Below are 25,421 nucleotides of genomic sequence, written 5' to 3' on the forward strand. Positions count from 1 at the left end.
TGCTTCTCCTTCGCGGGCTGGGACGGCGGGCGGCCCGCTTGACGACGGGACGAGGCGTCGACCGCCCCGATCGGTGTGGGGGTCTCGCCTCGTCCTATCGTGTAGGTAGGAAGGTCAGAAGGCCGGGGCCGTGGCCATGGCCTTCACGGTCGAGCCGTCCTGGCTCTTGCGGACCTGCATCTGACTGGGGATGCGCCGTCGCAGGTCCGCGACGTGGCTGACCACCCCGACGGTGCGGCTGTAGGAGCGCAGTTCGTCGAGCACGTCGAGGACCTCGTCGAGGGTGTCGTCGTCGAGGCTGCCGAAGCCCTCGTCGATGAACAGGGTGTCGAGCCGGCTGCCGCCGGCCTCCTGGGCGACCACGTCCGCCAGGCCCAGGGCCAGCGCGAGCGAGGCGAAGAAGGACTCGCCGCCGGACAGGGTGGTGGTGTCGCGGGTCTGGCCCGTCCACTGGTCGAGGATCTCCAGGCCGAGGCCGGAACGGCCGCGTCCACTGGTGCGCGCGTCTGTGTGGGACAGCGCGTAGCGGTGGGAGGACATGCGTTCCAGACGGGTGTTGGCCGCCCGCGCAACCTCCTCCAGCCTGGCTGCCAGGACGTAGGCTTCCAGGTGCATGCGGTACTGGTTGTCGCCCGAGGTGCCTGCGGCCAGCTCCGCCAGGTGTTTGGCGACGTGGTGCTCCTCCAGCAGTGGGGCCAGGCGGGCGATGTGCCGGGTGAGGTCGTCGATGTGGCAGACCAGCGCCTCGCTGCGGGCGCGGCTGGCGCTCTCGGCGATCGCCGCCGCTTGCGCGCGGTCGGCGGCGGCCGTCAGCGCCGCCTCGGCGGCCTGCTCGTCGGCTGGTTCCGTGGCGGCGGCCTGTGTGAGGTCCGGGTCCTCGAGTGTCGCCGCGTGGGTGGCCTGGGCGGTCCGCCAGGCGTCCAGTTCGCTTTCCATCGCTGCCAGTTCGGCGCCGGGGATCATGGCCTGGCGGGCGGCCTCGGCGGTGGCGAATCCCGCGGCGGTGATCTCGGTCGAGGCGGCACGGTGCGCGCGGTCCAGGCTCACCGCGCTCGCCGCGACCTGTTGGATCGCCGCCCGCGCCACCGCGATCGCCTTGGCCTCGGCGATGAGTCCGGCGCTGCGGGCGGCGATCGTCGGGGACCCGGCCAGAGCGTCGGCCAGGCGCTGGGTCAGGATCTCCTGTTCGGTGTTCTGGGTCTCCTGGCGGCCCATGTAGTCGCCGATGCGGCGGCCCAGGGCGGTGAGTTCGGTTGTCCGGGTCGTGTGCGTCTCGTCGAAGGCGCGCAGTTCCTCGGTGGCGGGAACGGCGTCGGCGGCGGTGGCCAGGAGGTCCTTGTGGGTTTCCTGGGCGGCGAGGTGGCGCTGCTGCAGCTCTGCCGTGGCCTGCCCGTCGGCCAGTTCCTCGGCCGCACCGGCCTCGGCCGTGAGCCGCACCAGGTCCTGTTCGGCGTCCTTGCAGGCCTGGTCGGCCTGCTGATATGCCTGCTCCGCGCGGGCCTCGTCCGCTCGGCTCGGGTGATCGGCGGCAGCCGTCGCCGGCCGGGGATGGACGGGCGAACCGCAGACCAGACAGGGCTCCTGGGGACGCAGCCGGGCGGCGAGTTCGCCGGCCATGCCGTCGATGCGCCGGTCCCGGATCTCTCGCGCGTGCGCGGCGCTGCGCACGACGGCGTCCGTCAGCTCGTCGACGCCGGCCTGGGCCCGGGCCACCTCGGTGGCCAGTTCGTCGCGGCGGCGGGCCGCCGCGAGTTGCTGCTGGAGGGCGGGCAGGGTGGCGGCGAGACTGTCTGCCTGGAGCTGAGCCAGGTGGGCGCGCTCGATCCGCGCGGTGTGCTCGGCGCGGCGGGCGTCCGCTTGGCCGAGCCAGGCCGTGATCTCGTCGTGGTCGGTCTGGGCTTCGTCGAGTTCGGCTTCGAGCGTGGCGAGGGAGGCCGCCAGTTCGTCGAAGCGCCGTTCGTCGTGGCGCAGGGCGTCGAGGCGGCCCAGCTCGTTCTTCAACTGGTCCTCGGCGGCGGTGAGGTTCTCCTCAGTGTCCTCGCGCCGCGGTTCGGGCAGTCGCGTCCTGGCTTGGGCTTCTGCCTCGCGGGCCTGTTCGTGGTCACGGTCCGCGTCGTCGAGGGCCCGGACGAGGGGCCGGACCCGCTCGGCGCTGCGACCGCGTTCCAGGTCCGCCTGCAGGCTCTCGAAGTCCGGTGCCTGCGCCTGCAGGGCCGTGAGGGCCTGGGCGGTGGTGCGGTGGCGCAGCTGACGCTCCGCCAGGACGCGGACCTGTGCGGTGTGGCTCTCCTGGATCCGGTGGTGGGCTTGGGCGTCCCGCAGTGCGCCGGCGGCGGCCTGCTGGGCCTGGGCGGCGCCGTCGTGCACGGCCCGCGCCCAGGCGAGTGCGGCGGGGTGGGCGGCGTCGATGCTGTCCTGGGTGGGGGTTGGTTCCTCGACCGGGTCGGTGATCGCGGCGCCGGCGGTGTCCTGGATGCGGTCGATGTCGCGCAGGACGGCGCGGCGGGCGTCGTCGCAGTGTTGACCGCTCTCCTTGGCGTGGTCGGTGAGCCAGCGTTGGATGGTGCGGAAGCGGTGGGTGCCGAAGAGGCGGCCCAGGACGGTGGCGCGCTCCTCGGCCTTGGCGCGCAGGAACTTCGCGAAGTCGCCCTGTGGCAGCAGGACGACTTGGCAGAACTGCTCGCGGTTCATGCCCAGCAGGGCTTCGACCTCGCGGGCGACCTCCTGGTGGGCGGCGGTGACGGGCCTCCACAGGGGCCGGCCGAGGCTGTCGTCGCCGTCTTGTTCCTCCAGCCGGGCCTTGGCCTGGGAACGCGTGGTGCCGCTCCCGTCGCGTCGGGCGCGTTCCTGCTGAGGGGTTCGCACGATTCGCAGGCGCCGCCCCGCCATGCTGAACTCCAGCTCAACCTGGGTGGGTGTGGCGGGGTCGGCGTGGTGGCTGCGCAGCGCCGTCTGGTGCCGCTCCCCCGGCACGTTGCCGTAGAGGGCGAAGCAGACGGCGTCGAAGACGGTGGACTTCCCCGCGCCGGTGGCGCCGTGCAGGAGGAACAGCCCTCCTTGGGAGAGGGTGTCGAAGTCGATGCTCTGCCGGGTACGGAAGGGGCCGAAGGCCTGCAGGACGAGGGTGTGCAGGCGCATCAGCGGGCTTCCTTCTCGGTGTCGTCGTGGCGGGCGAACTCGACTGCCCGGCGCAGCAGGTCGTGTTCGGCCGGGGTGGGAGCGAGGCCGCCCCGGACGTGGTCGACGAACCCGGCGGTGATCTCGAGCGGGGTGCGGTGCCGGGTGCGTTCGGTGTAGGTGGCGCTGTCGCGGGGGCCGCCGTCCTCGGGAAGGAAGGTGAGCTGGACCGTGTGGGGGAAGCGAGTGCGTAGGCGGTCCATTGCGTTGATGGGGCGCTGTGGGTCGGTCAGGACGACGTGCAGCCACGCGTCGTGCAGGTGGTCGTGCTGGTGGTCGTCGAGGAGGTCGTCGAGGTGCCCGGTGAGGGTGGCCAGGGGCCGGGGGCAAGGGCAGGGGACGGCCTCGGTGGTGAGGTTGGCGTCGGCGTCGAGGTCGACGAGCCAGGTGGTCTTGGCGTAGCCGGCCTCGGAGAAGGAGTAGGCGAGGGGGGAACCGCTGTAGCGGATGCGGTCGGTGACCTTCTGCGGGCGGTGGAGGTGGCCGAGGGCGACGTAGTCGATGCCCTCGAAGACGGCGGCGCCGACGGTGGGGATCCCGCCGGCGGTGATGTCGCGTTCGCTGTCGCTGGTGCGGCCCCCGGTGACGAAGGCGTGCGCGAGGACGACGGAGCGGGTGCCCGCCGGGCGGGCGGCGAGGTCGGCCCGCACCCGGTCCATCGCCGCGTCCAGGACGGCCTCGTGGGTGGGCTTGTCGGCTGCCATCTCCTCGCGGGTCAGGAACGGTTCGAGGTAGGGCAGACCGTAGAACGCGACCGGTCCGTGCGCGTCGTGCAGCACAGCGGGTGTGTGGCAGGTGGCGGGGTCGGTGCGCAGGTGGATGCCGGCCCGTTCGATCAGGCGGGACGTGACGCCGAGGCGCTGGGGCGAGTCGTGGTTGCCGCTGATCATGACGACGGGGACCCGCAGGTCGGCCAGGCTGTTGAGCGCGTGGTCGAAGAGGGCGACGGCGTCCAGGGACGGGATGGCCCGGTCGTAGACGTCGCCGGCGACCAGGACCGCGTCCACCTCCCGTTCGCGCGCGACGGTCAGCAGGTGGTCGAGGAAGGCACGTTGGGCATCGATGAGGGACTCTCGGTAGAACGTGCGCCCGAGATGCCAATCCGAGGTGTGGAGCAATCGCATGGTCGCTGACCGTAACCGTTCGGGTGTGGGGTGCGGGCCGGTTTCGGTGTTCTGGCCCGCATTGGTGATCTGTGGGAACCGTTGGATGTCAGATGCCGTACCGGCGGCGGCAAGGGAGTGAGCGGTGGGCCCGGGGGCGAGAGATTGTCAGTGCGGCGGGAAAGAATAAGGACAGAGAGGGGGAGAGATGACTTCCGAGCAAGGCTCTTTGCGTAGCGGTTTCCCTGCTCCGAACGGGTGCCGGTGGTGTGGCATCGACGAGCGGGTCCACGCACGGCAGTGGGTGGAGGAGGCGGGCTGGCACGCCTGGGCCTCCCCGACCAGTGAACAACGCAAGGCCCGGATGGCGGCGCGGCGCACCGCCCGGCTCCGGCAGGACGCGCCGTCAGGAAATGATCAGCCCGCACTCGCCCGCAAAGCCGCGAATACTTCCCTCAACTGCGACGGCACGTCTGCGGCGGAGCCCAAGGACGTGGCCAGCTCGTAAACCATTTCGGGTTTACCGTCCGGACTCGTGCGGCCCTGATCCTTAATCATGCCAAGAATGTCCTTGCTGAATTTCCGGCCGCCACGGTGCGCCTTGAAGTCCGTGGCCTCCCACTGCTGCTGGCCGTCGGGGCGCGGCCACTTGCGGTTGGCCACTTGGGCCCACTGCTCGTCCTCGAAGAGCTCCTCGAGTTCGTTGAAGCCCGTCGCCTCGCCGACGAACGAGACCTGCCGCGCGGGATCGAGGCCGAACTGGCGCATCCGGTCGTCCCTGAAGAACTTGGCGACGTTGCGGCTGTCGGCATCGACGAGCAACATGACGGTGCGGCGCTGGCCGGCGAGGTAGCGGGCGAGGTGCAGGGCTCCTTCGTTGTTGTTGCAGGCCCACAGGGCAATACCCGCCGCCTGTAGGGACAGGCCCTGTGCGAGGCGGAAGAGCACCGGGATCGCCTGCTGCTCCGTGGGGCCTTCGACGGCGAGGAAGCAGCGCTCGTGGAGCAGGACGGAGTTGCGCAGGCCCAGCGCGGCGGCGATCTGCCCCAGGTGCAGGTCGATGCCTTCGTGCGTGTCCTCGGCGAGGCGTTCCATGACGGTGCGGCCCGCTTCCAGGCGCAGGTGGACGACGTCGGCGATGTCCACGCCGTCGATGAGGTTCATCGAGTGGGTGGCCACGATGACGTTGACGGCATCCGTCGCGCACTGGCGGCGGATCAGGTCCATCACGGTCCGCTGGTGGGTGTAGTCCAGGTGGGTGTCGGGCTCGTCGTAGACGACGATCGTCTGGACGGGCGGCATGTCGTCCCCGTCCGGTTGGGGGCCCTCCAGCAGCCTGCTGGTCCACTCCCAGACCGCCAGGGCGATCCGGCGGTTGCTGCCCCGTCCGGACCTGGACAGATCGACCCGCTCGCCGCGGGCACGGGAGATGTGCAGATGCGCCTGCTTGAAACCGTGGGAAAAGGAGACCTCCGGCTCGACGGAGACGTCCACGAGATCCGGACAGTGTGCCTTGATGTGTTCGCACAGGTCGGCGGCGTCGTCCTTGACCAGCGCGGTGACCTCGGACTCGATCGTACGCAGGCGGCCCTGCAGCCCGTCGTCCTCGAGATGGGCCTGGTAGCTGCCGGCCAGTGCCGTGTGGACGGCCCGCTCCGGGCTCTCGTCCTTCCCGCTGAATGACAACAGCCGCGGCAGCCGTCGCGCCAACTGCTTGGGCAGGGCTGCCCATTGGTCGACCTGCGGGGAGCGTGCCGCGTGTGCGGCCAGCGCCGCCTGCAGGTCGGCCTTGAGTCCCTTGCCCTCGGCCTGCAGTCCGAGGGCGAGAACCAGCTCCCTGAGCTCGGGTACGAGCAGCGAGTGGATGTCACGCAGCCTGGGGTCGGCCGGAATCCTGGCCCAGTACTCGAGCACGGGCGCGGCATCGCCCTCCACTCGGCGCCGTACCCTCAACTCCGGTGCGAAGCCCGCCTCCTGCTCGAAGTCGTCCAGGGCGAAGCGGCCTTCGACCCATGTCGAGGCACAGCGTCCCGGCTCGGCGACGCCGCCGGCTCCGGTCGGGGTGACGTAGGTTCGGTCCTGTTCGGCCAGACGATGGCCGCCGAGGAGGAAGGCGAGGGCGGCGAGCACCGCGCTCTTCCCGCCGTCGTTGTGGCCGGCCAGGATCGTCGGCGAGCTGACGGGGATGTTCTTGAGCAGCGTCAGCGAGCGGAACCCGCTCACGGAGAAGTCCTTCAAGTGCACAGTCGCAGCCGCTCCGCTCTCCCCTGCCGCCTGCCGTACCGCAGGCAGCAACCATCGTGCGGCATGGGCTTTCTGAGGTCACATCCGCCGCAGGTGAACATCGTAGGCTCATCGGCGCGGCGCCGTGGCGCGGGCGGCGGAAGACCGGCGGGCCACCGTGGGGTGGGCGGAGCACGAAGGGCGCCGAACCCTGGGCGACACCGCTGTGGGTCCGTCCGTCAGGAGGCTGGCCGGGCCCGGCCGTTGAAGCGCACACCCCGGACCGGGGGCCGGGCGCTCGATCGGCTCCCCTTGCGCTCACCGGCCGACCGAACGCTCCCGGCCCGCGCAGGTGCGGCCGAGTCGGGGGCCCACCGACTACTCAGGGATCCAGCCGCGGACCTCCAGGTAGCGGATGTCCGCGCCCTCGACCGCCCGGCCGGTCTCCACCAGCCACTCGCGCATCGCCTCGGTGACGTCCCCGTGGTGGTCGGCGACGCGCTGGGACCACTCGGCGGCGTCGAACCCGCCGGTGGAGGCGGAGCCGTAGGTGCGCTCCTCGGTGCCGTCCGCGCGCGGGAGGAAGCCGCGTCGGATGCCACCGGAGTCCTGCTCCGAGCCCGCGCCGTAGACGTACTGATCGGCCTTCATCCGGACGGTGAAGGCGAGGCGGCCGCCGGCCTGGCCGGTGGCGTGGACCACCGGCGCGAGGTGGGAGGCACCGGAGTTGATGGCCTGCTTGCCCGCGCGGCCGGCCATCGACTCGCCGGGCTTGCCGACGACGTCCTTGCCACGCACCCGGGCCTTCTGGCCGGTCTTGGTGCGGCGGCGGGTGGTGTTCGCCTCCGCGATCCCGGACAGCACCTCCTCATCACGCTCGCCGCCGCGCACCGCACGGACCACCTGGCGCAGCGCGCCGACCATGCTGGCGCCCTTGCCCTTGGTGAAGAACTGCGAGACCAGGCTGGCGTCCCTGCCCAGCAGCTTGGCGACCTGGCGCTTGGTGTAGCCCTGGTCCAGCAACTCCTGGGTCAACCGGGCGGCCTCGTTCGGGTTGTTCGGGTCGGCCGGGCTCACTGGCCAGCTCCCTTCGCGGCGGCGGCGAGTTCGGCGCGGCCCAGGCCTCGCAGCTTGAGGTACTGCTCCTGGCTGACCGGGTGCTCCACCGGGCCGGTGAGGTGGCCCTTGAGGAGGTAGTCGCCCGGTTCGCCCCGGTACGGCCAGGGCTGGCGCTCCGTCAGGGCGATGCCGTCGGTGCCGAAGTAGACGACCGTGCCGGGCTTGGCGTGCAGGGCACCTGCGTAGCCGATGACCTCCTTGCCCTGGCGGTACTTCATGTCCAGCAGCGCCGCCCTCGCCCCCGACCACACGTAGGCGGCCCACTCGGGGTGCGCGTACGGGTCGCGGGAGAACCCGGCCTGCCGCTGCCACGTGACCACCTGGTCGTCCTGGCCGAGGATCTCCACTCCGGCTGGCAGCGCCTCGCCGAGCGGGGTGGTGCCGGAGACCAGGCGCGGGCGCTGCGCGAAGCCGCCCAGGCCGAACAGCAGCACCGACCGGACGGCGCGGCTGGCGAGGTAGGCCGCCTGTCGCTGGCGTTCGTCGGCGTGCAGCTTGGAGAGGTTGGTCAGGTCCGCCCAGGCCGACTTCAACCGCTTGCCCCACTCATCCAGCGGCTTGCCGTCCTCGAAGAGCAGGCCGCCGAGGATCTCGACCTTCCACGGCGCCAGGTGGTTGGACAGGGCGAGGTGGACCTCGGCGCCGCCCGCCCACGTCGTGAAGGTGGCGCCAGGCTCGGAGGGGTAGACCCAGGCGCGATCCCCGGTGACGGGGGCAGGGAGCAGGCCGACGTGCTGCCAGCCCTGCGGGACGGTGACGCGGACGTTCCAGTGGGAGCAGGACATCAGGGCCTTGGTCTGCTCCTGCTCGGTCATCGCCGCGAACGCGGCGGCGGTGATCCGCCGGGGCGTGCCGACCGGCGACTTCCACAGGTGCTTGGCGTAGGCGAAGGTGCGGTCGTACTCCACCAGCGCGGGCAGTTGCTCCGGGACGCGCGGGGGCAGGATCAGCTCGGTACGGCCCTGGCCGCCGGTCGCGTGCAGCAGGCCCCGCAGTTCCTCACTGAGGACCGGGTAGCCCCCGGCCCACTTGCCAGTGGTGGGGATGGTGCGTGACCACAGGTCCCGGCCGGTCTGCGACGGCGAGCCCATCAGCACCGCGTCGTCCCAGTGCCGGCGCAGCGCCTGCCACAGCAGCGTGAACGCCTGCCGGCAGGTCACGACGTCGGCGCCGTCCGCATCGAACCACTCCCCCATCGACCGGATCTCCGTGACCGGGCCGTCCGGGGACGCGGTGGGGGCGTAACGGCCGACCGGCTGGCGCTGGTGCACGAAGTGCCCGGCCAACTTGTCCCGGCCGGAGCCGACAGCGGTCGTCCACCGCTCCGACGGCGTGTTCAGCCAGGCCGCGACCGCGTCCTTGAGCGTGCTGTACCGCTCGGCGCCGTCGTGCCAGGGTGCACCGGCGGTGATGTAGACCCGCTCGGTGCCGGGCGCGGCGACGTGGACGGCGTCCAGGATCTCACCCGGGGTGCGGGCGCCGAGGTCGAGCCGCACGGTCTGCTCGCGCACGGCGAGCGTCCCGGCCGCCGCGTCCAGGAACACCGTGGCGCGGGCCTGCTGCGTGTAGGGCGGGCGTTTGGAGACCAGCCCGGTGGTGACGGCCTCGAACCGGGCACCGGCCGGGCCCTGCGGGAGGGCGGGCAGCCCACGCGGACCGGCCTCGACCGCCGGACGCGGCCCGACAACGGTGCCGGCCTGTACGCCGGGTTCTGTCTCCTGTGGTTCCTGCAGCACAGGCGGGGCGACCAGGGCAGCGAAGGCGGTGGCTGGCTGCTCGACGGTGCCCTGGTCCTCGACCTCGGCCGGTGCCTCGGTCACCGGCGCGGCCGGGGCGGGCTGCTCAAGCACGGGGGCCGGGCGGGTCAGCGCCGGGGCGACCGCGACAGCGGGCTCGTCGACCGGCTCGGCCTCCGGGGCCAGGGCGGGAGCGGCGGCGGCCTGGTCGTCGGCCTTGGCGGCGCGGACGACGGCCGGGGTCGGGTCCAGCAGCGGCGCGATCCGCACGACGTCGCCGACCGACAGCCCGGAGGCCTTCGCGATGGCCGGCGCCTGCGCGCCCTCGTACCCCGCGAGCCCGGCCACCCGGCGCGCACGCTGGGCGGCGAGCTTGTCCAGCTCCTTCTGCGCGGCCGCGACCGTCTTCTCGGCGGCCGTGATCCCGGTGCGCAGCTCGCGCAGAGAGGCGAGTTCGGCAGTGTACGTCTTGCGGTCCATCGGGCTTACTTCCCCTCGGCGGCGGGCCGGTCGGTGATGGTCGGGGTGGTGGAGACGTAGGCGATCGGGCCGCCGGACACCGACGCCAGGCGGGTTCCGAGCAGCAGGGCCGCCAGGCGGGCGTCCTCGGGGTCGGTGGGGTCGGCGGCGTTCACGGGGGCGGTGAGGTCGGTCAGGTAGCCGGCCATCCGCGCCTTCGGGAAGCGGAAGCGCCCCGCGGTGCCGACGGTACCGTCGCCCTCCCACTCGGCCAGGCCGGTCAGCACCGCGACGACAAAGCCGGCCACCGTCACCGGCAGCACTCCGCCAGCCGCGACGCGGGCCGGGTCGCACCGCCACCAGCCGGACAGCGCGGCCAGCAACTGCGCCTCGTTCAGGCCGGCGCCGAAGCCGATCCACTCCCGGTCCGGCTCGTCCACCTTCGCCGGGGCGTCCGAGCGCAGCACCGCCACCTCGGGCGTGCCGAGCACGGACAGGTCCGCGGCCGGGCGCGCCTGCAACTGCTGGAGAGCGGCCAGCGGGAACACCTGCCGACCCTGCTCGCGCACGCCCGGGACCACGCCGGTGGCCACGAGTTTCTTCACCGTCGGGATCGAGCACCCCAGGGCCGTCCCGGCTTGACCGGTCGTCACGAACACACCCACAACCTCCATGCCTATTCATCCAACTCGAAAAGCTAGGACGACTCTACGCCTCACGTCCGACACCGTCCACGCCTTTTTAGTAAGCCATACAAGCATGCACGGAATCCGGCCCGTCCTGGTTTGTCGGTGCCGGGTGCAACCCTGGTCGGATACCAACCCCGGAAGGAGGTGAAGAAGAAGATGACGGGAAAGCAGAAGGCAGTGGTCACGCTCGGCGCGGCGCTGGTCGGCACCTACATGCTCGGCAACGTCGCCAAGAGCCAGGCCCGCGTGCTCGGCCTCAACACGGCCCAGCTCGCCGCCCTGACCGCGGGCATCGCGATCGTCATGCGCAACGCCTGACGGGAACCCCGCACGGTCCGGCCCGGTCACCCCTCGGCGGCCGGGCCGGCCGCTTCCCGGCGCTACACGGTGCGCTGGCCCCGAACGACGCGGCGGGTCGTCACGCCTGTATTGGTGTGACGGCCCGCCGCGTCGTTCGGGGTAGGGCGTTCGTTACGGCCTGGCACCGTGACGAACGCAGTTCGTGTCGTCAGCTACCCGGGGTGATGGCGGCCTGGAGAGTGGTGGCCAGGGTCTGGGCGAGGGCGCCGCTGGCCGCTGGGGAGTTGAGAATGTCCAGGATCGTGTTTCCCCAGCGCCGGATCCGTCCTGGATCCGGGTTCTCCGTCGATGCCTCGCTCTCGATCCGGGTTGCGATGTCGGTGAACTCCTCGGCGTCGCCTTCGGGCAGGCCCAGAACAGGAGTCGCCTGGCGCAGGGATCTGGCGAGGAGCACCAGCTCGCTGGTGTTGATGCCCTGGTTGGTGGTGGCGGTCTGGGTGACCTCACGGCTGTTGGCTGCGATGTTGCCGGTGTTGGTGCCGATGTGGAAGTTGGTGGTGCCGCCGCCGTTGTTGCGTCGCTCGTATGCGGCGAGGTCGGCGCCGTAGTTCTCCACGCAGTCTTCTCCTTCGGCAGTGATCTCGGCGCGCAGGGGTCCGTCCATGCCCCCGGCGCGGCTGGCTCCCTTGATCAGTCCCCTGGTTTGCAGGTGGCCGGCGGCCCGGTCGATCTCGGAGGCCGACAGCCGTGTGCCTTCGAAGAGGGACTGAGGGTCTTCGAGAATCTGGGCGACCACCGGCATGTGGGCGCCCTCGTGCTTGCGGTGCCACAACCAGGTCAGCAGGCCGGTGCGGGCGGCTGCGACGCGGGCGGCGGGATCGTTCCGGCGCCGCCTTCGTCCCTCGACCCACGCGGTCCCGGCCGGTGTGAGGTTGGCGACGGCGTCGTCGTGGCTGGAGTGCCGGCCGTCCAGCCTTCCGGACTCCTCACAATGCCGCAGGAGCCGGAAAGCCTGCCGAGAGTCGAGGTGGTGTTCCTCGGCGAACGGGGCGAGGGAGACGTCCCCGAGGGAACTGTCGCCGCTGTGGTCGTAGACCCATTCGATGAGCGGGTCCTGCAGGGTTCTGAGGTCGTTGGCCACGGGCCTCCTTCGACGATGTGGGAGGGGTGCCTCAGGATATGGAGGGCCACTGACAACGATCCCCCGAAGCCAGGCACCGCACGGCGGAGAGGGCGCCACGAGGCGTGCGACAGCATGCTGTACAAGGGGGTGGTACTGCACGTGCGGGTGGCGGGCTTTCGGCTTCTACCGTGCCGTGTGCCTCGGTGAGGTGGTTTCTGCTGCTTCAAGGACATGGTGCGGTGCGGGTGTGGAGGATCGCCGGTATGGATGAGACGACCGTGGGCCAAGACCCGAAGACCGTGGCCAAGAGCCTGGAGGGCACGTTGCCGTGGCTGGCACCGTCCGGCCTGGCCGCCGAGGCGCTCGCGAAGCTGGACCGGCCGCTCCTGGCCTGGATCCAGGACCCGGAGTACAACGGACTTCTACGCCGAGCACCGTGAGGCTGGCGACAAGCTGTCGAAGCTGGAGAAGCGCATCGCCGAGCTGCCGGTGCGCCAGTCCTGGCGGATGGAACGGGACTGGAGTCCGGACGAGGAGAGCGGCGAGGCGTACGAGAAGGCGTCGGTGGCGATCGGCGACCGCCGGCTGCACCCGCGGGACCTGGACGCCTACGCCACCATCGCCTACGAGGTGGCCGGCCTCCGCCAGGACGGCGAGGACGGCTTCGACGACGAGGACGACCAGGGCGAGGTGCCCGGCGAGCTGGACGCCGCGCTGGAGTGGGCCCGCGCCGGGGTGTGCGTCCTCCAGCAGTCCCTGCCCTGGCCGTTCACCGACGTCCTGCTCTACGGCGAGCTCGACAACCGGCCCGCCCACTGCATCCTCTACTGCTACGCAGACCTGCTGCGCCGCCGCGACCCGAAGGCGGCCGCGGTGTGGTTCACCGCGCTGGTGTACCTCAACCCGAACGACAACCTGGGCGCCCGCTTCATCGCCCCGGGCGGCCCCCAGCACCCCGGCTTCTGAGCAGTGCTGAAGGCCGCCACCCTGCGTACGGGGTGGCGGCCTTCAGCGTGTTCGGGGGCGGCGGGTGTGTCCGGCCGCCCCTGCGGTCGGTACCGTGCGGCCCGACGCCGTGGGGGGGTGTCCGGGCGTCGGGTGTGGAGCAGGGCATCGCCGCGCGCCCTGGTCCGGGCGCTCGAACAGGTTCAACGACCGGGTGCGGCCTCGGTCACCACGACGGCGGCGACCGCCTGGACGGGGATCCGGCCGGCCGGACGTCGGCGAGGGCCGCCGGGCCAGGCAGAGGGGTGTGCGGGTTGGGGCAGGCTCGGCGGGCTTGGTCGGCGGCCGGATGTTGTCGGGTGCGGTGTCGGGGGGCCGGGTTCGTGGGGATCGCCAGGGGTGCGGAAGATCGGCGGCCGGACGGGGGCGGCGGCCGTGTGGGTGGCGCGGGTTCCCGTCTGTCGGGCGCGTGCGGTGACGGCTGCCGAATCGAACGGGTCCGCGCCCCGAAGGGCGCGGGCCTGTTCCTGACAGGCCGTCGGCCGCGGCCTGTCCCGGCGACGGGGCCGTCCTGCGGGCAGAGATCCTTGGGCTGCATGGAGGATCCGGAGCCTGGCCGGGGGAACGACAGGGGAGTGTTCGTGTACCGCCCCGCCCACTCGGCGGGGCGCCCGCCCCCGACCGGACAGGACCAGCAGCATGCGTCTGCGTACCACGGCCGCCGCCGCCCTCGGCGCCCTCGCCCTCCTCGTCTCCGTCCCCACCTCAGCTCAGGCCGCCACCGGCGACTTCCTCTACAAGGTCGGCCCCGGCGTCCCGGCCGGCCTCGCCGACCCGGAAAGCCGTGAGTGCATCAACCTCTTCGGCGCCACCGAGGATCATCCGGCCTTCGCGCCGGAGAACTTCACGACCTCCACCGCCACCGTCTTCCTCGACTTCAACTGCGACGGCGACACCTACTACGTGATGAACCCCGGCAAGAAACTCGGCAACAGGCTCAAGCTCCGCTCGGTCATCTTCTCCTGACCACCCGGCGCACGGTGGGAGGGACCCCGTCCGGAGTCCCTCCCACCCCGCACGACCAACCCACACAAACACGCACCAAGACGACCCCGACCGGTGGCTCGCCGCCGGTCGGGGTGTCAACTGTGCGCCCGGGACGCGCTACTGCGGGGTGACCATGCCATCGCGAGGCGCGTGGTGCCGGTAGTCGTAGGGCATGATCACTCCTAAGTGGCGACGCGCAGCCACACTTCTCGCCGCGATCGCGCTGGCATCCTTGTCCGCCGCCGGACCGGCCCATGCGGTCGCTCCCGCAGCGGCGGCTACGGCCTCGGGCGCCGCGCACCGCGCGCCCGGCGAGACGGTGGCCACCACCTTCTTCGCCGCCATCGACGCGCTCGACGTCGCGGACGAGCGCCGTGACGGCTACGTCCGCACCGCCTACCGGCACTGGACCGACGCCGACCGCAACGGCTGCAACGCCCGCAAGGACGTCATCATCAGCGAGGCCGTCGAGGCCCCGGAGGTCGGCCCCGGCTGCACCCTGGCCGGTGGCACCTGGTTCTCCCCGTACGACAACGTCGTCGTCACCGACGCGTCCGGCCTAGACGTCGACCACGTCATCCCGCTGGCGGAGAACTGGGACTCCGGAGGCTACGGCTGGACGGCTAAGGAGCGTGAGCAGTACGCCAACGACCTGTCCGACCCGAGGACCCTCATCGCCGTCACCGCCCGCTCGAACAGGCAGAAGGCCGACAAGGACGTCGCCGAATGGCTGCCGACCGCCGGCTACCAGTGCCACTACACCCAGGACTGGGTCGCGGTGAAGACCCGCTGGGGCCTGTCCGTCGACCCCGCCGAACTCGCCGCCCTCCACCGCATCGCCTCCGGCTGCGACAACGTCCCGATCACCGTCGTCCTCGCACGCTGACCACCCGGACCGCGCCCCGCCCGCCCGGCCGCCACCGACCGGACAGGCGGGCCCGAACTCCCGGCCGACAGGACCGTCCGGACCCGCCCGTCAGAAACGCGGCCGCCATGCCCGGGGCGACGATTCCCAGAACGGGGTTGACCGACGCGACAGACCATGTAGGGTCCGCCGATCCGGCGTCCGCCACCACCGTCGGCAGCACGAGGAAACCCACGGCCGGAGCCTCTTGACCGGCCCACTCCCATCCCTACCGTCCGGCACCACGGACCGCCCGAACACCGACTACGCCCCGGCACCCCGGGCTTCGGGACCAGGTCCGTACCTCACATGACGATGAAGGAGAAGGACATGGTGGAGATGAGGCCGCACAGCGAGGAACCCGGTGCGGCGGGGTGGGACGGCACCGAACGGCGGCGCCCGGCAGCGCGCAGCGGCCGGTCGGCCTGGCGGTCGCCGGACCGAATCCGCGGCAGGTCGTGATCGGCGTGGCCGTGATGCTGGCCGGGACCGCCGTGGTGAAGATGTGGGAGATCGTGGTCTCCGTGTTCGAGCACGTCTCCGTGATCCTGCGCTGAGGAGCGGCTCGGCCGGGTGGCCATCGCCGCGGCCGCCCGGTCGAGCCGGCTACTCAGTTGGGGAAGCCGGGTTGTCGTCCGGGGCGTCCTCCGTCGCGGTACCCGTGCCGGCTTCGAACAGCGGAGCCGGGTACGGCTTCGCCAGGCCCTGGAGGAGCCACTCGGCAGCGCCGGTTCCGAAGAGCGAGTGGTGCCAGTCCGGCACCGTGCTCATGAAGTCGATGCTGGGAGAGGCAAGGATCGCCTTCGCGATCGTGCTCTCCGCAAAGATGCCGTAGGTGGAGGTGAACGACTCGAGGACGCCCTGGAACGGCGGTGTTCCCGTCAAGGCCGCTATCTCGCCGACGGTCAGCCGCGTACGGTCCCGTGCCTGCACTCTCTCGCCCGCCTCTCGCAGAAGTGCTTGCTTGAGCGTCGCGAGCACGGCGCCGACCTGCTCGTCGGCCGGGTCCGCGGCTGCTGGCGCCTTGGTGTGCAGGATCGTCGGTGCTCCGTGGGCCCCGGCGGTGGAGAACAGCAGCTTCACCTTCCAGGCGCACGTGATGTTGTCCATGCCGTCCTGCTCGGCCTCCAGCGCGGTCCCGTGAAGTAGCCAGGTGGTCTCGGCCGTGTACCAGACGTCGTCGCCGATCCGGTGCCCCTGCGCGTTCCCGAAACTCAGGAGACCGGCCTGGGGACGGATGGCGAAGCGCTGCCACCGGGCTTCCCGGCTGCTGCTTCCGATCCCGGGGAACCCGAAGGGGTACCGCAGCAGGTCGGCGGCCGCCTGGGCGACGCTCTCCTGGACAAGGGGGATGTCAGGAACGCCTCGGTCTCGGCGCGGGCTTGCTCGTCGTGCACGGTCTCGGTGAAGCGGGAGATGACCTCGTCGAAGCCGGAGATCCTGTGCAGGCGGCCCGCCATGTCGCAGAGGTCCTGGTCCATCGGGTACGGGTAGGTGCGGCCGTCCCCGAAGTCGCCGTCGCCGGTCACGAACCAGACCTCTTCCTCGGGGTTGGCCTGCAGGAAGTCCAGGATGGAGAACCAGATCGCGGCGTCTCGGCCGCCTATGGACTTCTCCTTCCAGCGTTCGGCCGGAGGCAGCGCGAGCGCTTCCCGTACGAGTGCCCGGCGGGCCGCCTCACCTCCGGTCTCGACGATGTCGTCGAAGAGCGCGCTGTACTGCTCACGCCAGTGGGCTTGGCACTGCTCAAGTTCCAGGGCCGGCGGGGCGAAGTCCTCGGCGGCCTGCCACGGCGCCGCCTTGCGCAGTGCGTTGAGAGCGGTGCTCGCGTTCTCCCGCGCGGCCATGTAGGTCTTCGCGCGGTGGGCGGCCAGTTCCTCCAGGACCATCCACGGCACCGCGACCCTGTGCTGGGCTGAGGCCCGGAACTTGCGCAGGATGTCCGCAGGCGGGCTCCCAAGCTGAAGGTTGTTCAGCGCGTTCGTGTCGAAAATGATCACAGGGCGAGGTCCTCTCCGCAGGCCGGGAACGGGAGACATCGTCCTCCCTCTGACCTGGCGGTGTCACCGGACTTCCCACCCACTCCTCTGGCATCGCGGCAGGACCGCGCCATCCGGGTCGCTCGTGCCCAGACTGCGGGGCTCCCCGACCGATCCGGCCGCCGCCCCGCACCAGGGCTTCGGCCGTCAACATGCTCCGGACCGTCGAACCCTGCCCCCGACAAGGGGCTGACCGGTCGTCTGAGCGGTGTACCGTGCGCCGGTTCGACATCCTCGCCAGGCCGGTGCCATCCTCAAAAACCAATGCCCGAAACCTCTTGCCCCGCCGCCTCCCGCGCCTAGCGTCCGGCACACAGACCGCCGGAAGCGGGCCTGCGGCGCCCCAGGCCCTTCCGCCCGCAGCCCGTATTCACCACACACGACGCACAAGGGGACGAGCATGAACGAAACGAGGCCGCGCGGAGGCGGAACCGGGCGCGGTGGGGTGGGACAGTGCCGCTCGGCGGGCGCGGGCGGCGCCGGATCCGGTCGGGTGCAGCCCGAAGCCGCAGTGTTGCCATCTGGTGTTGCCGGCCCGGCAACGGAGGCGCAACACCGGCATCCTCCTTCATCCTGTGATGCACCGTCAGGCCGAACCGACTGGCGGGCAGGTCGTGGCGGCGAGTGCCGCCACGGATCGAGGAGGTTGATGGTGCGGCGTGCGCTGCTGTCGCCGAGGGCGGCCCTGGTGCTGCTGGTCGGCGTGCTCACGGGTATCGGCGCGGGGGTTCTGACCGCCGCGGGGGGCGCGCACCTGGCCCAGTGTGTCCTGTACGGCGTCGGCGCGTTCGGTGCGAGCGTGTCGTTCGTGAACCAGCTCGTCGCGGAGCCCCGGGAGGAGCCGGCGGACAAGGAGACCGTCTGATGTGAAGGCTGCGGCCCGGGTGTCTCAGGTTCCCGGGCCGCAGCCGACCCGATACTGCAAGGATGGTGGCGCCGTGGAGGCCTACGAAACACCGAGGGGTGGGCGGGTGGGAGACCTGCGAGCGCTGAGCCCTGACCTGAACAGCGAATGCCGGGCGTTCGCCGAGGCCCTGCGCAGCCTGTTCGCGGGCCTGCGGCCCACGGTGTCGGTGCGCCGCTACGGCGCGCGCCGACACCTGAGTGCGGGAGCCGTCTCCCGCTACCTGTCCGGACAACGGATCCCGTCCTGGCAGTTCGTCCAGGACCTGCTCGCCGATGTCGGCGCCGACCGCGGCAGCGTCGCGACCTCCGAGACGATCGACCTGCTGCGCTCGCTGCACGCGGCGGCCCAGCGCACCAGCGCCTCGGTCAGCCACGCCGTCCAGCAGCTCCAGTTCCAGCTGGCCGAGGCCGACCGGCTCTCCCGGCGCTCGACCGCCCACAGCGACGTCCTGGGCGAGGCCCTGCTCGACAGGAACCAGCGCATCGCCGACCTGGCGCTGCGCCTCAACCAGTTGGAGGGCGACTGGGCCCGCGAACGGGCCCGGGGCGACGAACTGGTCCTCCACGCCGGGGACCGCGAGGAGCTGCTGCGCGAGCACCGGCGCCTGGAGGCGGAGGTCACGCGGCTGACGGCCGAACTGGAGGAGTCCCGTCGGCGCCAGCTCGCAGCCGAAGCACGCTGCGAGCTCCTGGAGCGCCAACTGGTCGTGGCCGAGCAGCAGGCCGGCGAGGAACTGCAGCACTCCGGGATGCCCCGCCCCGCCCCTGCGGGCACGGGCAGCCCGCGGGTCCTCATCGTCGATGACCAGCCCGCCAACCTGATCGCCCTGGAGGCCGTCCTGACCGCCGCCGACTGCCAGGTACTGGCAGTGGCCTCCGGCACGGACGCGCTGAAGGCGCTGCTCCAGCACGACGACGTCGCCGTGATCATCCTGGACGTGCAGATGCCCGGCATGGACGGCTACGAGACCGCAGCCCGCATCAAGCGCCGCGCCCAGACCCGCAACATCCCGATCATCTTCATCACCGCGATCGGGGCGGACCCCGAGAGCCTGCTGCGCGGCTACGGCGCCGGGGCGATCGACTTCATCGCCAAGCCGTTCGAGCCCTGGATGCTCTGCGCGAAGGTCAGCGTCCTGGCCGGGATGTACATGGACTACCGCGGAACCCCTCGCCCCGCACCACCCGCCCAGCCTCCGGACGACAGCACCAGCTGGCTCCTGCCCACGCTCCCCCGGCAGAGCCCGCTCCGGGTCGCCGATCAAAGCGATGCCCCTCTTGACTGATCACCCGCAGGCCACGGGGTGCGCTGGTGCGTGTCCCAACGGCGGGCGCACGAACCGGAGGGCCAGGGCATTCGCCAACCCGGAACCGTACGGACTGGCACAGCGTCGGCAGCAGCGCAGGTGCACGCGAGCCCGGACACGACGCCGCCTCGGTACCACCAAGGCAGCGAGCGGAGCGGAAGACGGTCGTGGGCAGAGCGGTACCGACCGGCGGGTGGAAGCGCAGCGGTGAACGGCGGCCCGCTGCCGACACGGGCGTGACCCTGCCCTCCCGGTTCAGGGACCATGTTGGTCGTGAAGTACTACAACAGGGTGGTTGGCGGTGCTGAACTTGTTGTGTGCAGTGAGGATAAGAGTGGTTGCGAGTGAAAGATGGCGGCCTTCGCCTCGGATCTACTCACTCAACTACGGGATAGTGTGCCAATCGTCTCCTTCGCTCTACTGATCCGGTAGTAATCGCCCAGGAAGGTTCCTGTTGTCATCGGTTCGGAAGGTTCACAGATGCAATGGGACTTTGAACCAAGTCACATGGGTATCGATTATTAGTGCACCGCGTGGTGAAGGAACAGTAGGATGCACTAAGCTTGACGATGCGATCCCAGGCACACTGGTTCACCTTGTGCGGGAACGCAGAAGGCCCCACCCCAGGACTGGCATCCTGTACGGGGTAGGGCCGTCTGCTATGACAACAGCAGCACACGCAGCGTCTCAGCCTTCAGCTGAGGCGCTGCTGCGTTTTCAGGTGAAGAGGAAGCCGAAGAGGTTCCAGAGCTCGCGCCCGAGCTCCACCGCCCCGCATGCCAGGGTCACGGCATCTGCCGCGACCTGAAGGCCGTTTCGCTTCTCCTTCGTGCTGCTGCCGGTCCGCTCCTGCGAGGCCCGGTCGTGCGTGTCCTCGCTGGGCTGGTGCTTGGCGGGCGGCTGCCCGCTGCCTCCGTAGGCCGGCATGGTGCTACTCCCTTTCCCGTTGTCCCAGGCTATGGCGCCTGGACACCCCGCCACGGTGGCGGGGCAGCTTTAGGGGGCCGACCGGATGCGGTCGGCGGGATGGAGTTGCGCAGCGGTTCTGAGTTTATGTCCCGGACGGCCCGTCAGTCGAATCAATGTCAGATTCTCCAGCCGGGTCCAGCCTGGGATTTCGGGGTTCTCCCGGTGCTCCAACTTCGAAATCCTAGTGAGTTCCCGCTGCGGAGGGCGAGCGATTATCGGGGCCGTCCGGACGGGACGGGGAACAGGGTCGGATCGGGCCGTTCCGCGCGGTGTCCGGACACCCGGACCGGACCTGCCCGGGCGGTGCCGGGGGCGCGGGAGCACCCGCCCGCTTGGTGGGTGGGCGCCGACGGTCGGCTAGGGGCAGACCAGGTCGTGGAGCTGCTCGGCGGTGGTCTCGGTGGGCAGCACGAACGTGCCGAACCGGTCGTCCTCGCGGACCGTGTCGAGGTGGTCGACCGCGCGGCGCAGCGCCTGGTCGGGGTGGTGGAGGTCGGTGGTGTCGTCGGGTAGGCGCATGGCCGCGCTGTGCCAGGGGGTGTTGAAGAGGTAGGCGTCGACCGGGGGAGGCTGGGCGGCGCCGGTGCTGCGCGCGAACGGCGCGGCACCGGCACCGGGGGTCAGCGGCCGGCGAGGTCCTCAAGGCGGCTCGCCAGGCGCGGGCCGGGGCGGCGGACGACTCCGTCGATGACGGTGCCGTCGCCGGAATCGGTGTGCACGACCAGGCGGTCGACCTCGTCGGCGAGGCCGGCGGCGGGCCCGGCGTTCTCGGCGGTGTGCCAGGGGACCATGACCGCCGGGACGGCCCTGAAGTAGCCGGGCATCTCGGGCAGGCCGGGCGGCATCGCGGACGTCTCGCCGTCAGGGTCCAGGCAGCCCTGGGCGAACCAGTACTCGGCCTCGTCGAACTCGCCGCGCTCCAGGTGCTGGAGGTAGATGGCGAACGCGGCGATCCGGTCGCCGGCCCCGGCCGCGATCTTCCACCAGAAGCAGGCGCTGACGGGATGTCCGGCGAGGTGGAGCAGGCAGCCGAAGATCCTGGCGCCCACGATCTCGATGTCGGTGTCGCGGCCGTTGTCGAGGACCGAGACCAGCTGGGTCTCCCCGCCTTCCTCCTCGGCGAAGCGGGCGAGCAGGCCGAGCGCCTTCGGCCCGGTGAGGGCGGAACGGGACAGGGAGTCCAGGCCGAGGCGGGCACGGTTGTAGTCCGCCCACCAAGCCGGCCGCCGGTAGCGGCCGGCGCGGTGGCGGGCGACGTCCGCGGCGATCCGGCGCAGGGCGGCGGCGTAGCCGGGGCCGCCGGCGGGGGTGTCGGCAGGGGTCGGGGTGTTCTCCCTCTCGGCGAGCAGCAGGTCGATGGCGGTGGCACGGTCGGTCTTGCCCGCGCGGCGTGTGGCGTGGGAGGAGTGGCGGGCGCAGACGCCGGCGTCGTGGAGGAACTCGTCGAGGTCGGGTGTCTCGGCGAAGTGGGAGCCGGGCCCGCGGCCGGGGTCGGGTGCGGGGGCGTGGTCGTCCGGGGGGCCGGCGGTGGGCTCGTTCACCGGCGTTCTCCTCTGCGGTGGTCGGGTGTGCCTGGGTGGAGGAGGCGCAGGGGGCGCAGCCCGTCGTCGAGCCGGGCCAGGGCGCGGGCGAGGTTGCGGTCCACCGTGCTGGGGTGCGTACCCAGGAACCAGGCGATGAAGTGCGTGGAGCGGCCGTGGGCCTTGAGTATGACGACGTCGAACTGGCGTGGGGAGAGCGTGGCGAGCAGGACCATCAGAGGGTCGTCGGTGTCGGCGTCCGGGTCGCGGTCGGCCGCCGTCGTGGCCTCGGTGTCGGGAAGGGCGGCGCGCATGCGGTCGAGGGTGGTGCGCAGGCGGGCGAGGCGGACCAGCAGCTGGGGGTCGCGGTCGCGGCGGCGCACCTCGGCGCGGATCGCGTGGCAGAGCATGCCCCAGGCGGTGACGACGATGTCGGGGCTGCGCAGTGCCTCGGACCAGTCGATGGCGAGCTGGACGAGGACCTCGTGGACGACCTCGCCCGCGACTCCCGGGTCGCCGAGGATCTCCTGCGCGAAGCACAGGTAGGACGGGCGGTGGGTGAGGGTGAACGCCTCGTACTCCAGCGGCATCCCGTCGACCGGCAGTTCCACGGCCGCTCCCCACTGTCCGGACTCGGGGTCGTGGCCGGGCTGATCGGGGCCTATGGCGAACAGCGGGTCGTCGCTCATTCAGGCCTCCCGGTGCCGGCCTGAGCGCGGGCGCGCCGCACGCCGTCGTTCACGGGGCGGGGCGTGACCCGCTCTGCGGGCGCTGGGGCGGGGTCGGTGTCGAGGGGTGGTGCTGTCCATGGGAGCGGCCTTTGTGTCGGAAACAGCGTCATCTGGCCTTCGTCTGGGCTGTCTTGCGGCCCGGGATTAGCAAATCAGCCCTCCCCCGCCGATCACGCACTCCCGCCCGGCGAATTTCACGCCTTGATCACGTTCGAATACATTCCGTGATCATCTCCAAGCGGGTGCGGGTCGACCCTGGGCATTTCAGCTGCTGACGCGCCGAGCTCATAGCGAGCTCAACTACACTCCGCCACCGACAATAGACTTACGGTGACTCATGTCACATCCGGTGTTCGACCAACCGTCACGAACCGATCACTCGCGGGTACTTGCGGCCTCAATCAGAAACAGTCAACCGCCACCACCCCGGTGCGCCGGCGCCCGCATCGTCCACGGAAGAACAGACCGACGGCCCAGCCGCCGGCACCGGACGACCTCCACCGGGCCCGGTCCCCTACACGGCGAGTCGGTGCCGGTTCGACGCAGGTGAGCGGAAGGCCGACGGGGCGGCGGCGAGCTCGGTGCGGCGCAGCGTGGCCCGCCGAGCCCGCAAGCACCGTCCCAGGCCGCCCCGGGCGTCGGCCCAGCGCCGTAGGCCAGGCCGTCCCGGGCGCGGTCGGCGGCCCCTGCGCGGGGGCCGCCGACACGGCTATCGGCGGGAGCGCCAGGTGGCGAACAGGCCCATGCCGACGCTTGTGACGGCGGTGACGGCACCGGGGCCGGCCAGGATGAACACGGCGGCGGCCAGACCGATCAGGAGCACCAGGGCCACCAGGTCCAGCACCCGCTCACGGGTCGGAGCGGGGGCAGCCGGGCGGACGCCGCTGTCCTGCGGAATCCGGAGTACGGACGGCGTCGCTACGGGAGCGGGGGCCACGGTGGGCGGCTGGGAGGTGTCATCGGTGTTCATGCCCACCAGTGCAACCGCGTTCCGGCTGCGGCCCGGTACTGCACGAACGCACCCGTGCGAACCCGATCGGCGCCGTCCGGGACCGTACAGCGCACCGGCCCGGCCGAACACTGGTTTCGTTCGGTGCTGTTCGGCCGTTTTCGGTGCCGCTCCTGACGGGGGCCTCTACGGTGGTCATCCACACACCGTCAGGGAGATCGTGTGACCGACCCGACCACCGGCACGCAGGACGCAGCCCCGGACAGCTACCCGCAGGAGCTGTCCGCCTTCGCCGGAGCGCTCCGCGATCTTCGGATCGCCTGCGGCAACCCCTCGTTACGCGAGGTGGAGAAGGCCGCACCGTCCTCGCGGCCGCTGTCGGCCTCCGCAGTCAGCGAGGCCCTGGCGGGCAAGCGCCTGCCACGCCTGGACTTCCTGATCGCCCTGGTCCAGACCCTGGTCGCGCTCGACCAGGACGGCCGCCACCCGAGCCGTGAGGACCCACAGGTCAAACAGTGGCGCGCCCGCTGGGAGAAGCTCGAACGCTCCCGGGTTAACGCCCGCCTCAAGAGCCCGCCGCGTCCTCGACAGCGGCCCGACGCCCCCGATCCCCCCTCGGCAAGTCCGGCAAGTCCCCCAGTACCGCTGCCCACCGATGCCGTACCCGGGCACGGCGCCATCACCCCGGGATCTCAGCACGTCTCCTTCACTCCGACCATCACCCCGGGATCTCGGCCCGTCTCCTTCACCGTGACACCTCAGCGCGTCTCCTTCACTCCGACCATCACCGCGTTGCAGAAGGATCGCGACGAACTCGCTCACCGCGTCGCTGTCCTTGAGACCGCTGCGAAGTCGGCCGAAGCCCGGATCGAAGCACTGGTCAGCGCCCTCTACACAAGACTTCCGCCGGAAGGGCTTCCCCTCACCGGCCACACCGGCGTCGTCTTCTCGGTGGCGTTCTCCCCCAACGGACGCCTACTCGCCACAGCCGGCCACGACGACAGGGTGCGGCTGTGGGACTCCGCCACCGGCCAACTGCACGGCCAGCCCCTCACAAGCCACACCACCACGGTCTTCTCGGTGGCCTTCTCCCCCGACGGACGCCTACTCGCCACGGCCGGCCAGGACGGCATGGTGCGGCTGTGGAGCCCTGCCACCCGCCAACTTCACGGCCGACCCCTCGCGGGCCACAGCGGCCCTGTCCTCTCGGTGGCCTTCTCCTCCAACGGACGCCTACTCGCCAGCACCGGCGACGACAGCACAATCCGGCTGTGGAACCCCACCACCGGCCAAGCCCACGGCGAACCCCTCACCGGCCACACCGACATCGTCCGGTCGGTGGCGTTCTCCCCCAACGGACGCCTACTCGCCAGCACCGGCGACGACAGCACAATCCGGCTGTGGAACCCCACCACCGGCCAAGCCCACGGCGAACCCCTCACCGGCCACGCTAAGCGCGTCGTGCCCGTCGCGTTCTCCCCCGACGGGCGCCTGCTCGCCACCGGCGACGGAGACGGCATAGTACGACTGTGGCCTCACCCCCCAGCAGGCTGACCACCAGGTGCACCACGACGGCCCCTGGTCTCCGGTGCCGGCCGGATCTCCGTACACCGCCAGAATTTGCTGCGGAACCGCCCAACCCCACCGAGCCCGGAACTGCCGTCCCGGACAACTACCCGGCGACGGCCGCGCCGGTCGCCGACGCCGTCCCGGCGGCGGCCGCCGTCTGCGCCGCGCTCACCGAGCCGTTCTCGTCGGGGAGCAGCAGGCGGGTGGTGCGGGGGCGGGTGGCGCGGCCGCGGCCGCGGCCGGTGCAGTGGGCGTCGGTGGTGCGCGAGCGGAGGGCGCCGTGGCCGTCGCCGAGTCCGCTCCAGACCGCGTTGCCGGTCGTCAGGCGCAGGGCGGCGCCGGGCCAGGGGGGTGGTGAACAGGGTGGTGCCGGTGGTGCGGAGGCGGGCTTCCAGCCGCTGGAGCTCGCGGGGCCGGGGCGGGAGGGGCGGGTCGAGGAGGATGACCTCACAGGCGCCGGCCAGGACGGAGGCGACCTCGCCCCAGTGCTCCCCCGGGGTGTCCAGTTTTCCGACCAGTGAGGCGTTCGGCTTGGAGCGGAGCTGCGCCGTTGCGTGGTGGACAGGTAGGCGACGAGACGGCGACGGGCCGGACCGGCGTGTTCCC

24 protein-coding genes are annotated in these 25,421 nt (G+C 71.5%); 9 read left to right on the forward strand and 15 right to left on the reverse strand.

Translation table 11 applies throughout. From position 1 onward, the window contains the following. Positions 1-114 precede the first annotated feature (114 nt). The 6 genes from ACFWOG_RS12360 to ACFWOG_RS12385 all read right to left on the reverse strand — a co-directional run bounded on the left by ACFWOG_RS12360 (position 115) and on the right by ACFWOG_RS12385 (position 10,422). Positions 115-3,138, reverse strand: coding sequence for an AAA family ATPase (locus ACFWOG_RS12360; protein ID WP_380357444.1), 3,024 nt, complete (start codon positions 3,136-3,138; stop codon positions 115-117). Further along, the gene (locus tag ACFWOG_RS12365) at positions 3,138-4,301 is read right to left on the reverse strand and encodes an exonuclease SbcCD subunit D (RefSeq protein WP_380357447.1); all 1,164 of its coding nucleotides are present in this window, start codon (positions 4,299-4,301) and stop codon (positions 3,138-3,140) included. Before ACFWOG_RS12365 ends, ACFWOG_RS12360 begins: the two co-directional genes overlap by 1 nt. Before the next feature lie 396 nt (positions 4,302-4,697). Further along, the gene (locus tag ACFWOG_RS12370) at positions 4,698-6,503 is read right to left on the reverse strand and encodes an ATP-dependent endonuclease (protein ID WP_380357449.1); all 1,806 of its coding nucleotides are present in this window, start codon (positions 6,501-6,503) and stop codon (positions 4,698-4,700) included. 378 nt (positions 6,504-6,881) lie between these two features. Further along, positions 6,882-7,580: a helix-turn-helix domain containing protein gene (locus ACFWOG_RS12375; protein WP_380357451.1), complete on the reverse strand. Its 699-nt coding sequence runs from the start codon at positions 7,578-7,580 to the stop codon at positions 6,882-6,884. Beyond that, a complete protein-coding gene (locus ACFWOG_RS12380; protein ID WP_380357454.1) occupies positions 7,577-9,838 on the reverse strand; it encodes a hypothetical protein in 2,262 nt (753 codons plus the stop codon). The genes ACFWOG_RS12375 and ACFWOG_RS12380 overlap by 4 nt, the downstream gene beginning before the upstream one ends. Positions 9,839-9,843: 5 nt before the next feature. Beyond that, positions 9,844-10,422 carry a DNA-binding protein gene (locus tag ACFWOG_RS12385; RefSeq protein ID WP_380357456.1) on the reverse strand — a complete coding sequence of 193 codons (579 nt, stop codon included), beginning with the start codon at positions 10,420-10,422 and terminating at the stop codon, positions 9,844-9,846. Positions 10,423-10,662: 240 nt separating this feature from the next. On the opposite strand from ACFWOG_RS12385, the gene ACFWOG_RS12390 reads away from it, so the two are divergent. Next, positions 10,663-10,824, forward strand: coding sequence for a hypothetical protein (locus tag ACFWOG_RS12390; RefSeq protein WP_380357459.1), 162 nt, complete (start codon positions 10,663-10,665; stop codon positions 10,822-10,824). A 190-nt stretch (positions 10,825-11,014) separates the two neighbouring features. Here ACFWOG_RS12390 and ACFWOG_RS12395 read toward each other — a convergent pair whose 3' ends face one another. Further along, the gene (locus tag ACFWOG_RS12395) at positions 11,015-11,947 is read right to left on the reverse strand and encodes a hypothetical protein (RefSeq protein WP_380357462.1); all 933 of its coding nucleotides are present in this window, start codon (positions 11,945-11,947) and stop codon (positions 11,015-11,017) included. Between the two features lie 245 nt (positions 11,948-12,192). On the opposite strand from ACFWOG_RS12395, the gene ACFWOG_RS12400 reads away from it, so the two are divergent. From ACFWOG_RS12400 to ACFWOG_RS12420, 5 genes are all read left to right on the forward strand, one after another. Beyond that, positions 12,193-12,369 carry a hypothetical protein gene (locus tag ACFWOG_RS12400; RefSeq protein ID WP_380357464.1) on the forward strand — a complete coding sequence of 59 codons (177 nt, stop codon included), beginning with the start codon at positions 12,193-12,195 and terminating at the stop codon, positions 12,367-12,369. A gap of 67 nt (positions 12,370-12,436) precedes the next feature. After that, positions 12,437-12,895 (forward strand): hypothetical protein, encoded by a 459-nt coding sequence (locus tag ACFWOG_RS12405; protein WP_380357466.1) that lies wholly within the window; start codon positions 12,437-12,439, stop codon positions 12,893-12,895. 678 nt (positions 12,896-13,573) lie between these two features. After that, positions 13,574-13,900, forward strand: coding sequence for a hypothetical protein (locus ACFWOG_RS12410; RefSeq protein ID WP_380357468.1), 327 nt, complete (start codon positions 13,574-13,576; stop codon positions 13,898-13,900). Positions 13,901-14,093: 193 nt separating this feature from the next. Then, a complete protein-coding gene (locus tag ACFWOG_RS12415; RefSeq protein WP_380357470.1) occupies positions 14,094-14,807 on the forward strand; it encodes an HNH endonuclease family protein in 714 nt (237 codons plus the stop codon). A gap of 392 nt (positions 14,808-15,199) precedes the next feature. Beyond that, a complete protein-coding gene (locus ACFWOG_RS12420; protein ID WP_380357473.1) occupies positions 15,200-15,382 on the forward strand; it encodes a hypothetical protein in 183 nt (60 codons plus the stop codon). A gap of 49 nt (positions 15,383-15,431) precedes the next feature. Here ACFWOG_RS12420 and ACFWOG_RS12425 read toward each other — a convergent pair whose 3' ends face one another. After that, on the reverse strand, positions 15,432-15,935 hold the full coding sequence (locus ACFWOG_RS12425; RefSeq protein WP_380357475.1) for a hypothetical protein: 504 nt from the start codon (positions 15,933-15,935) through the stop codon (positions 15,432-15,434). A 104-nt stretch (positions 15,936-16,039) separates the two neighbouring features. Next, positions 16,040-16,825: a PIN domain-containing protein gene (locus tag ACFWOG_RS12430; RefSeq protein ID WP_380357477.1), complete on the reverse strand. Its 786-nt coding sequence runs from the start codon at positions 16,823-16,825 to the stop codon at positions 16,040-16,042. 688 nt (positions 16,826-17,513) lie between these two features. Here ACFWOG_RS12430 and ACFWOG_RS12435 point away from each other — a divergent pair. Both ACFWOG_RS12435 and ACFWOG_RS12440 read left to right on the forward strand, forming a co-directional pair. Continuing rightward, positions 17,514-17,729, forward strand: coding sequence for a hypothetical protein (locus tag ACFWOG_RS12435; protein ID WP_380357479.1), 216 nt, complete (start codon positions 17,514-17,516; stop codon positions 17,727-17,729). Between the two features lie 106 nt (positions 17,730-17,835). Next, positions 17,836-19,056: a response regulator gene (locus tag ACFWOG_RS12440; RefSeq protein ID WP_380357482.1), complete on the forward strand. Its 1,221-nt coding sequence runs from the start codon at positions 17,836-17,838 to the stop codon at positions 19,054-19,056. Positions 19,057-19,794: 738 nt separating this feature from the next. Here ACFWOG_RS12440 and ACFWOG_RS12445 read toward each other — a convergent pair. The 5 genes from ACFWOG_RS12445 to ACFWOG_RS12465 form a co-directional block, all read right to left on the reverse strand. Continuing rightward, entirely contained in the window at positions 19,795-20,004 is a 210-nt protein-coding gene (locus tag ACFWOG_RS12445; RefSeq protein ID WP_380357484.1) for a hypothetical protein, read from the reverse strand. Positions 20,005-20,403: 399 nt separating this feature from the next. After that, entirely contained in the window at positions 20,404-20,565 is a 162-nt protein-coding gene (locus tag ACFWOG_RS12450; RefSeq protein ID WP_380357487.1) for a hypothetical protein, read from the reverse strand. 101 nt (positions 20,566-20,666) lie between these two features. Beyond that, positions 20,667-21,587: a hypothetical protein gene (locus ACFWOG_RS12455; protein WP_380357490.1), complete on the reverse strand. Its 921-nt coding sequence runs from the start codon at positions 21,585-21,587 to the stop codon at positions 20,667-20,669. Then, complete coding sequence (locus ACFWOG_RS12460; RefSeq protein WP_380357492.1) at positions 21,584-22,255, reverse strand: RNA polymerase sigma factor; 672 nt, start codon at positions 22,253-22,255, stop codon at positions 21,584-21,586. Before ACFWOG_RS12460 ends, ACFWOG_RS12455 begins: the two co-directional genes overlap by 4 nt. Before the next feature lie 751 nt (positions 22,256-23,006). After that, entirely contained in the window at positions 23,007-23,267 is a 261-nt protein-coding gene (locus ACFWOG_RS12465) for a hypothetical protein (protein ID WP_380357494.1), read from the reverse strand. A 201-nt stretch (positions 23,268-23,468) separates the two neighbouring features. On the opposite strand from ACFWOG_RS12465, the gene ACFWOG_RS12470 reads away from it, so the two are divergent. Beyond that, entirely contained in the window at positions 23,469-24,800 is a 1,332-nt protein-coding gene (locus ACFWOG_RS12470; RefSeq protein WP_380357497.1) for a WD40 repeat domain-containing protein, read from the forward strand. Positions 24,801-24,918: 118 nt separating this feature from the next. Here the strand turns inward: ACFWOG_RS12470 and ACFWOG_RS12475 are convergent, their stop codons facing one another. Continuing rightward, positions 24,919-25,266: a hypothetical protein gene (locus ACFWOG_RS12475; protein ID WP_380357500.1), complete on the reverse strand. Its 348-nt coding sequence runs from the start codon at positions 25,264-25,266 to the stop codon at positions 24,919-24,921. Positions 25,267-25,421 lie beyond the last annotated feature (155 nt).

Source organism: Kitasatospora sp. NPDC058406 (assembly GCF_042722765.1).
GTDB lineage: Bacteria > Actinomycetota > Actinomycetes > Streptomycetales > Streptomycetaceae > Kitasatospora.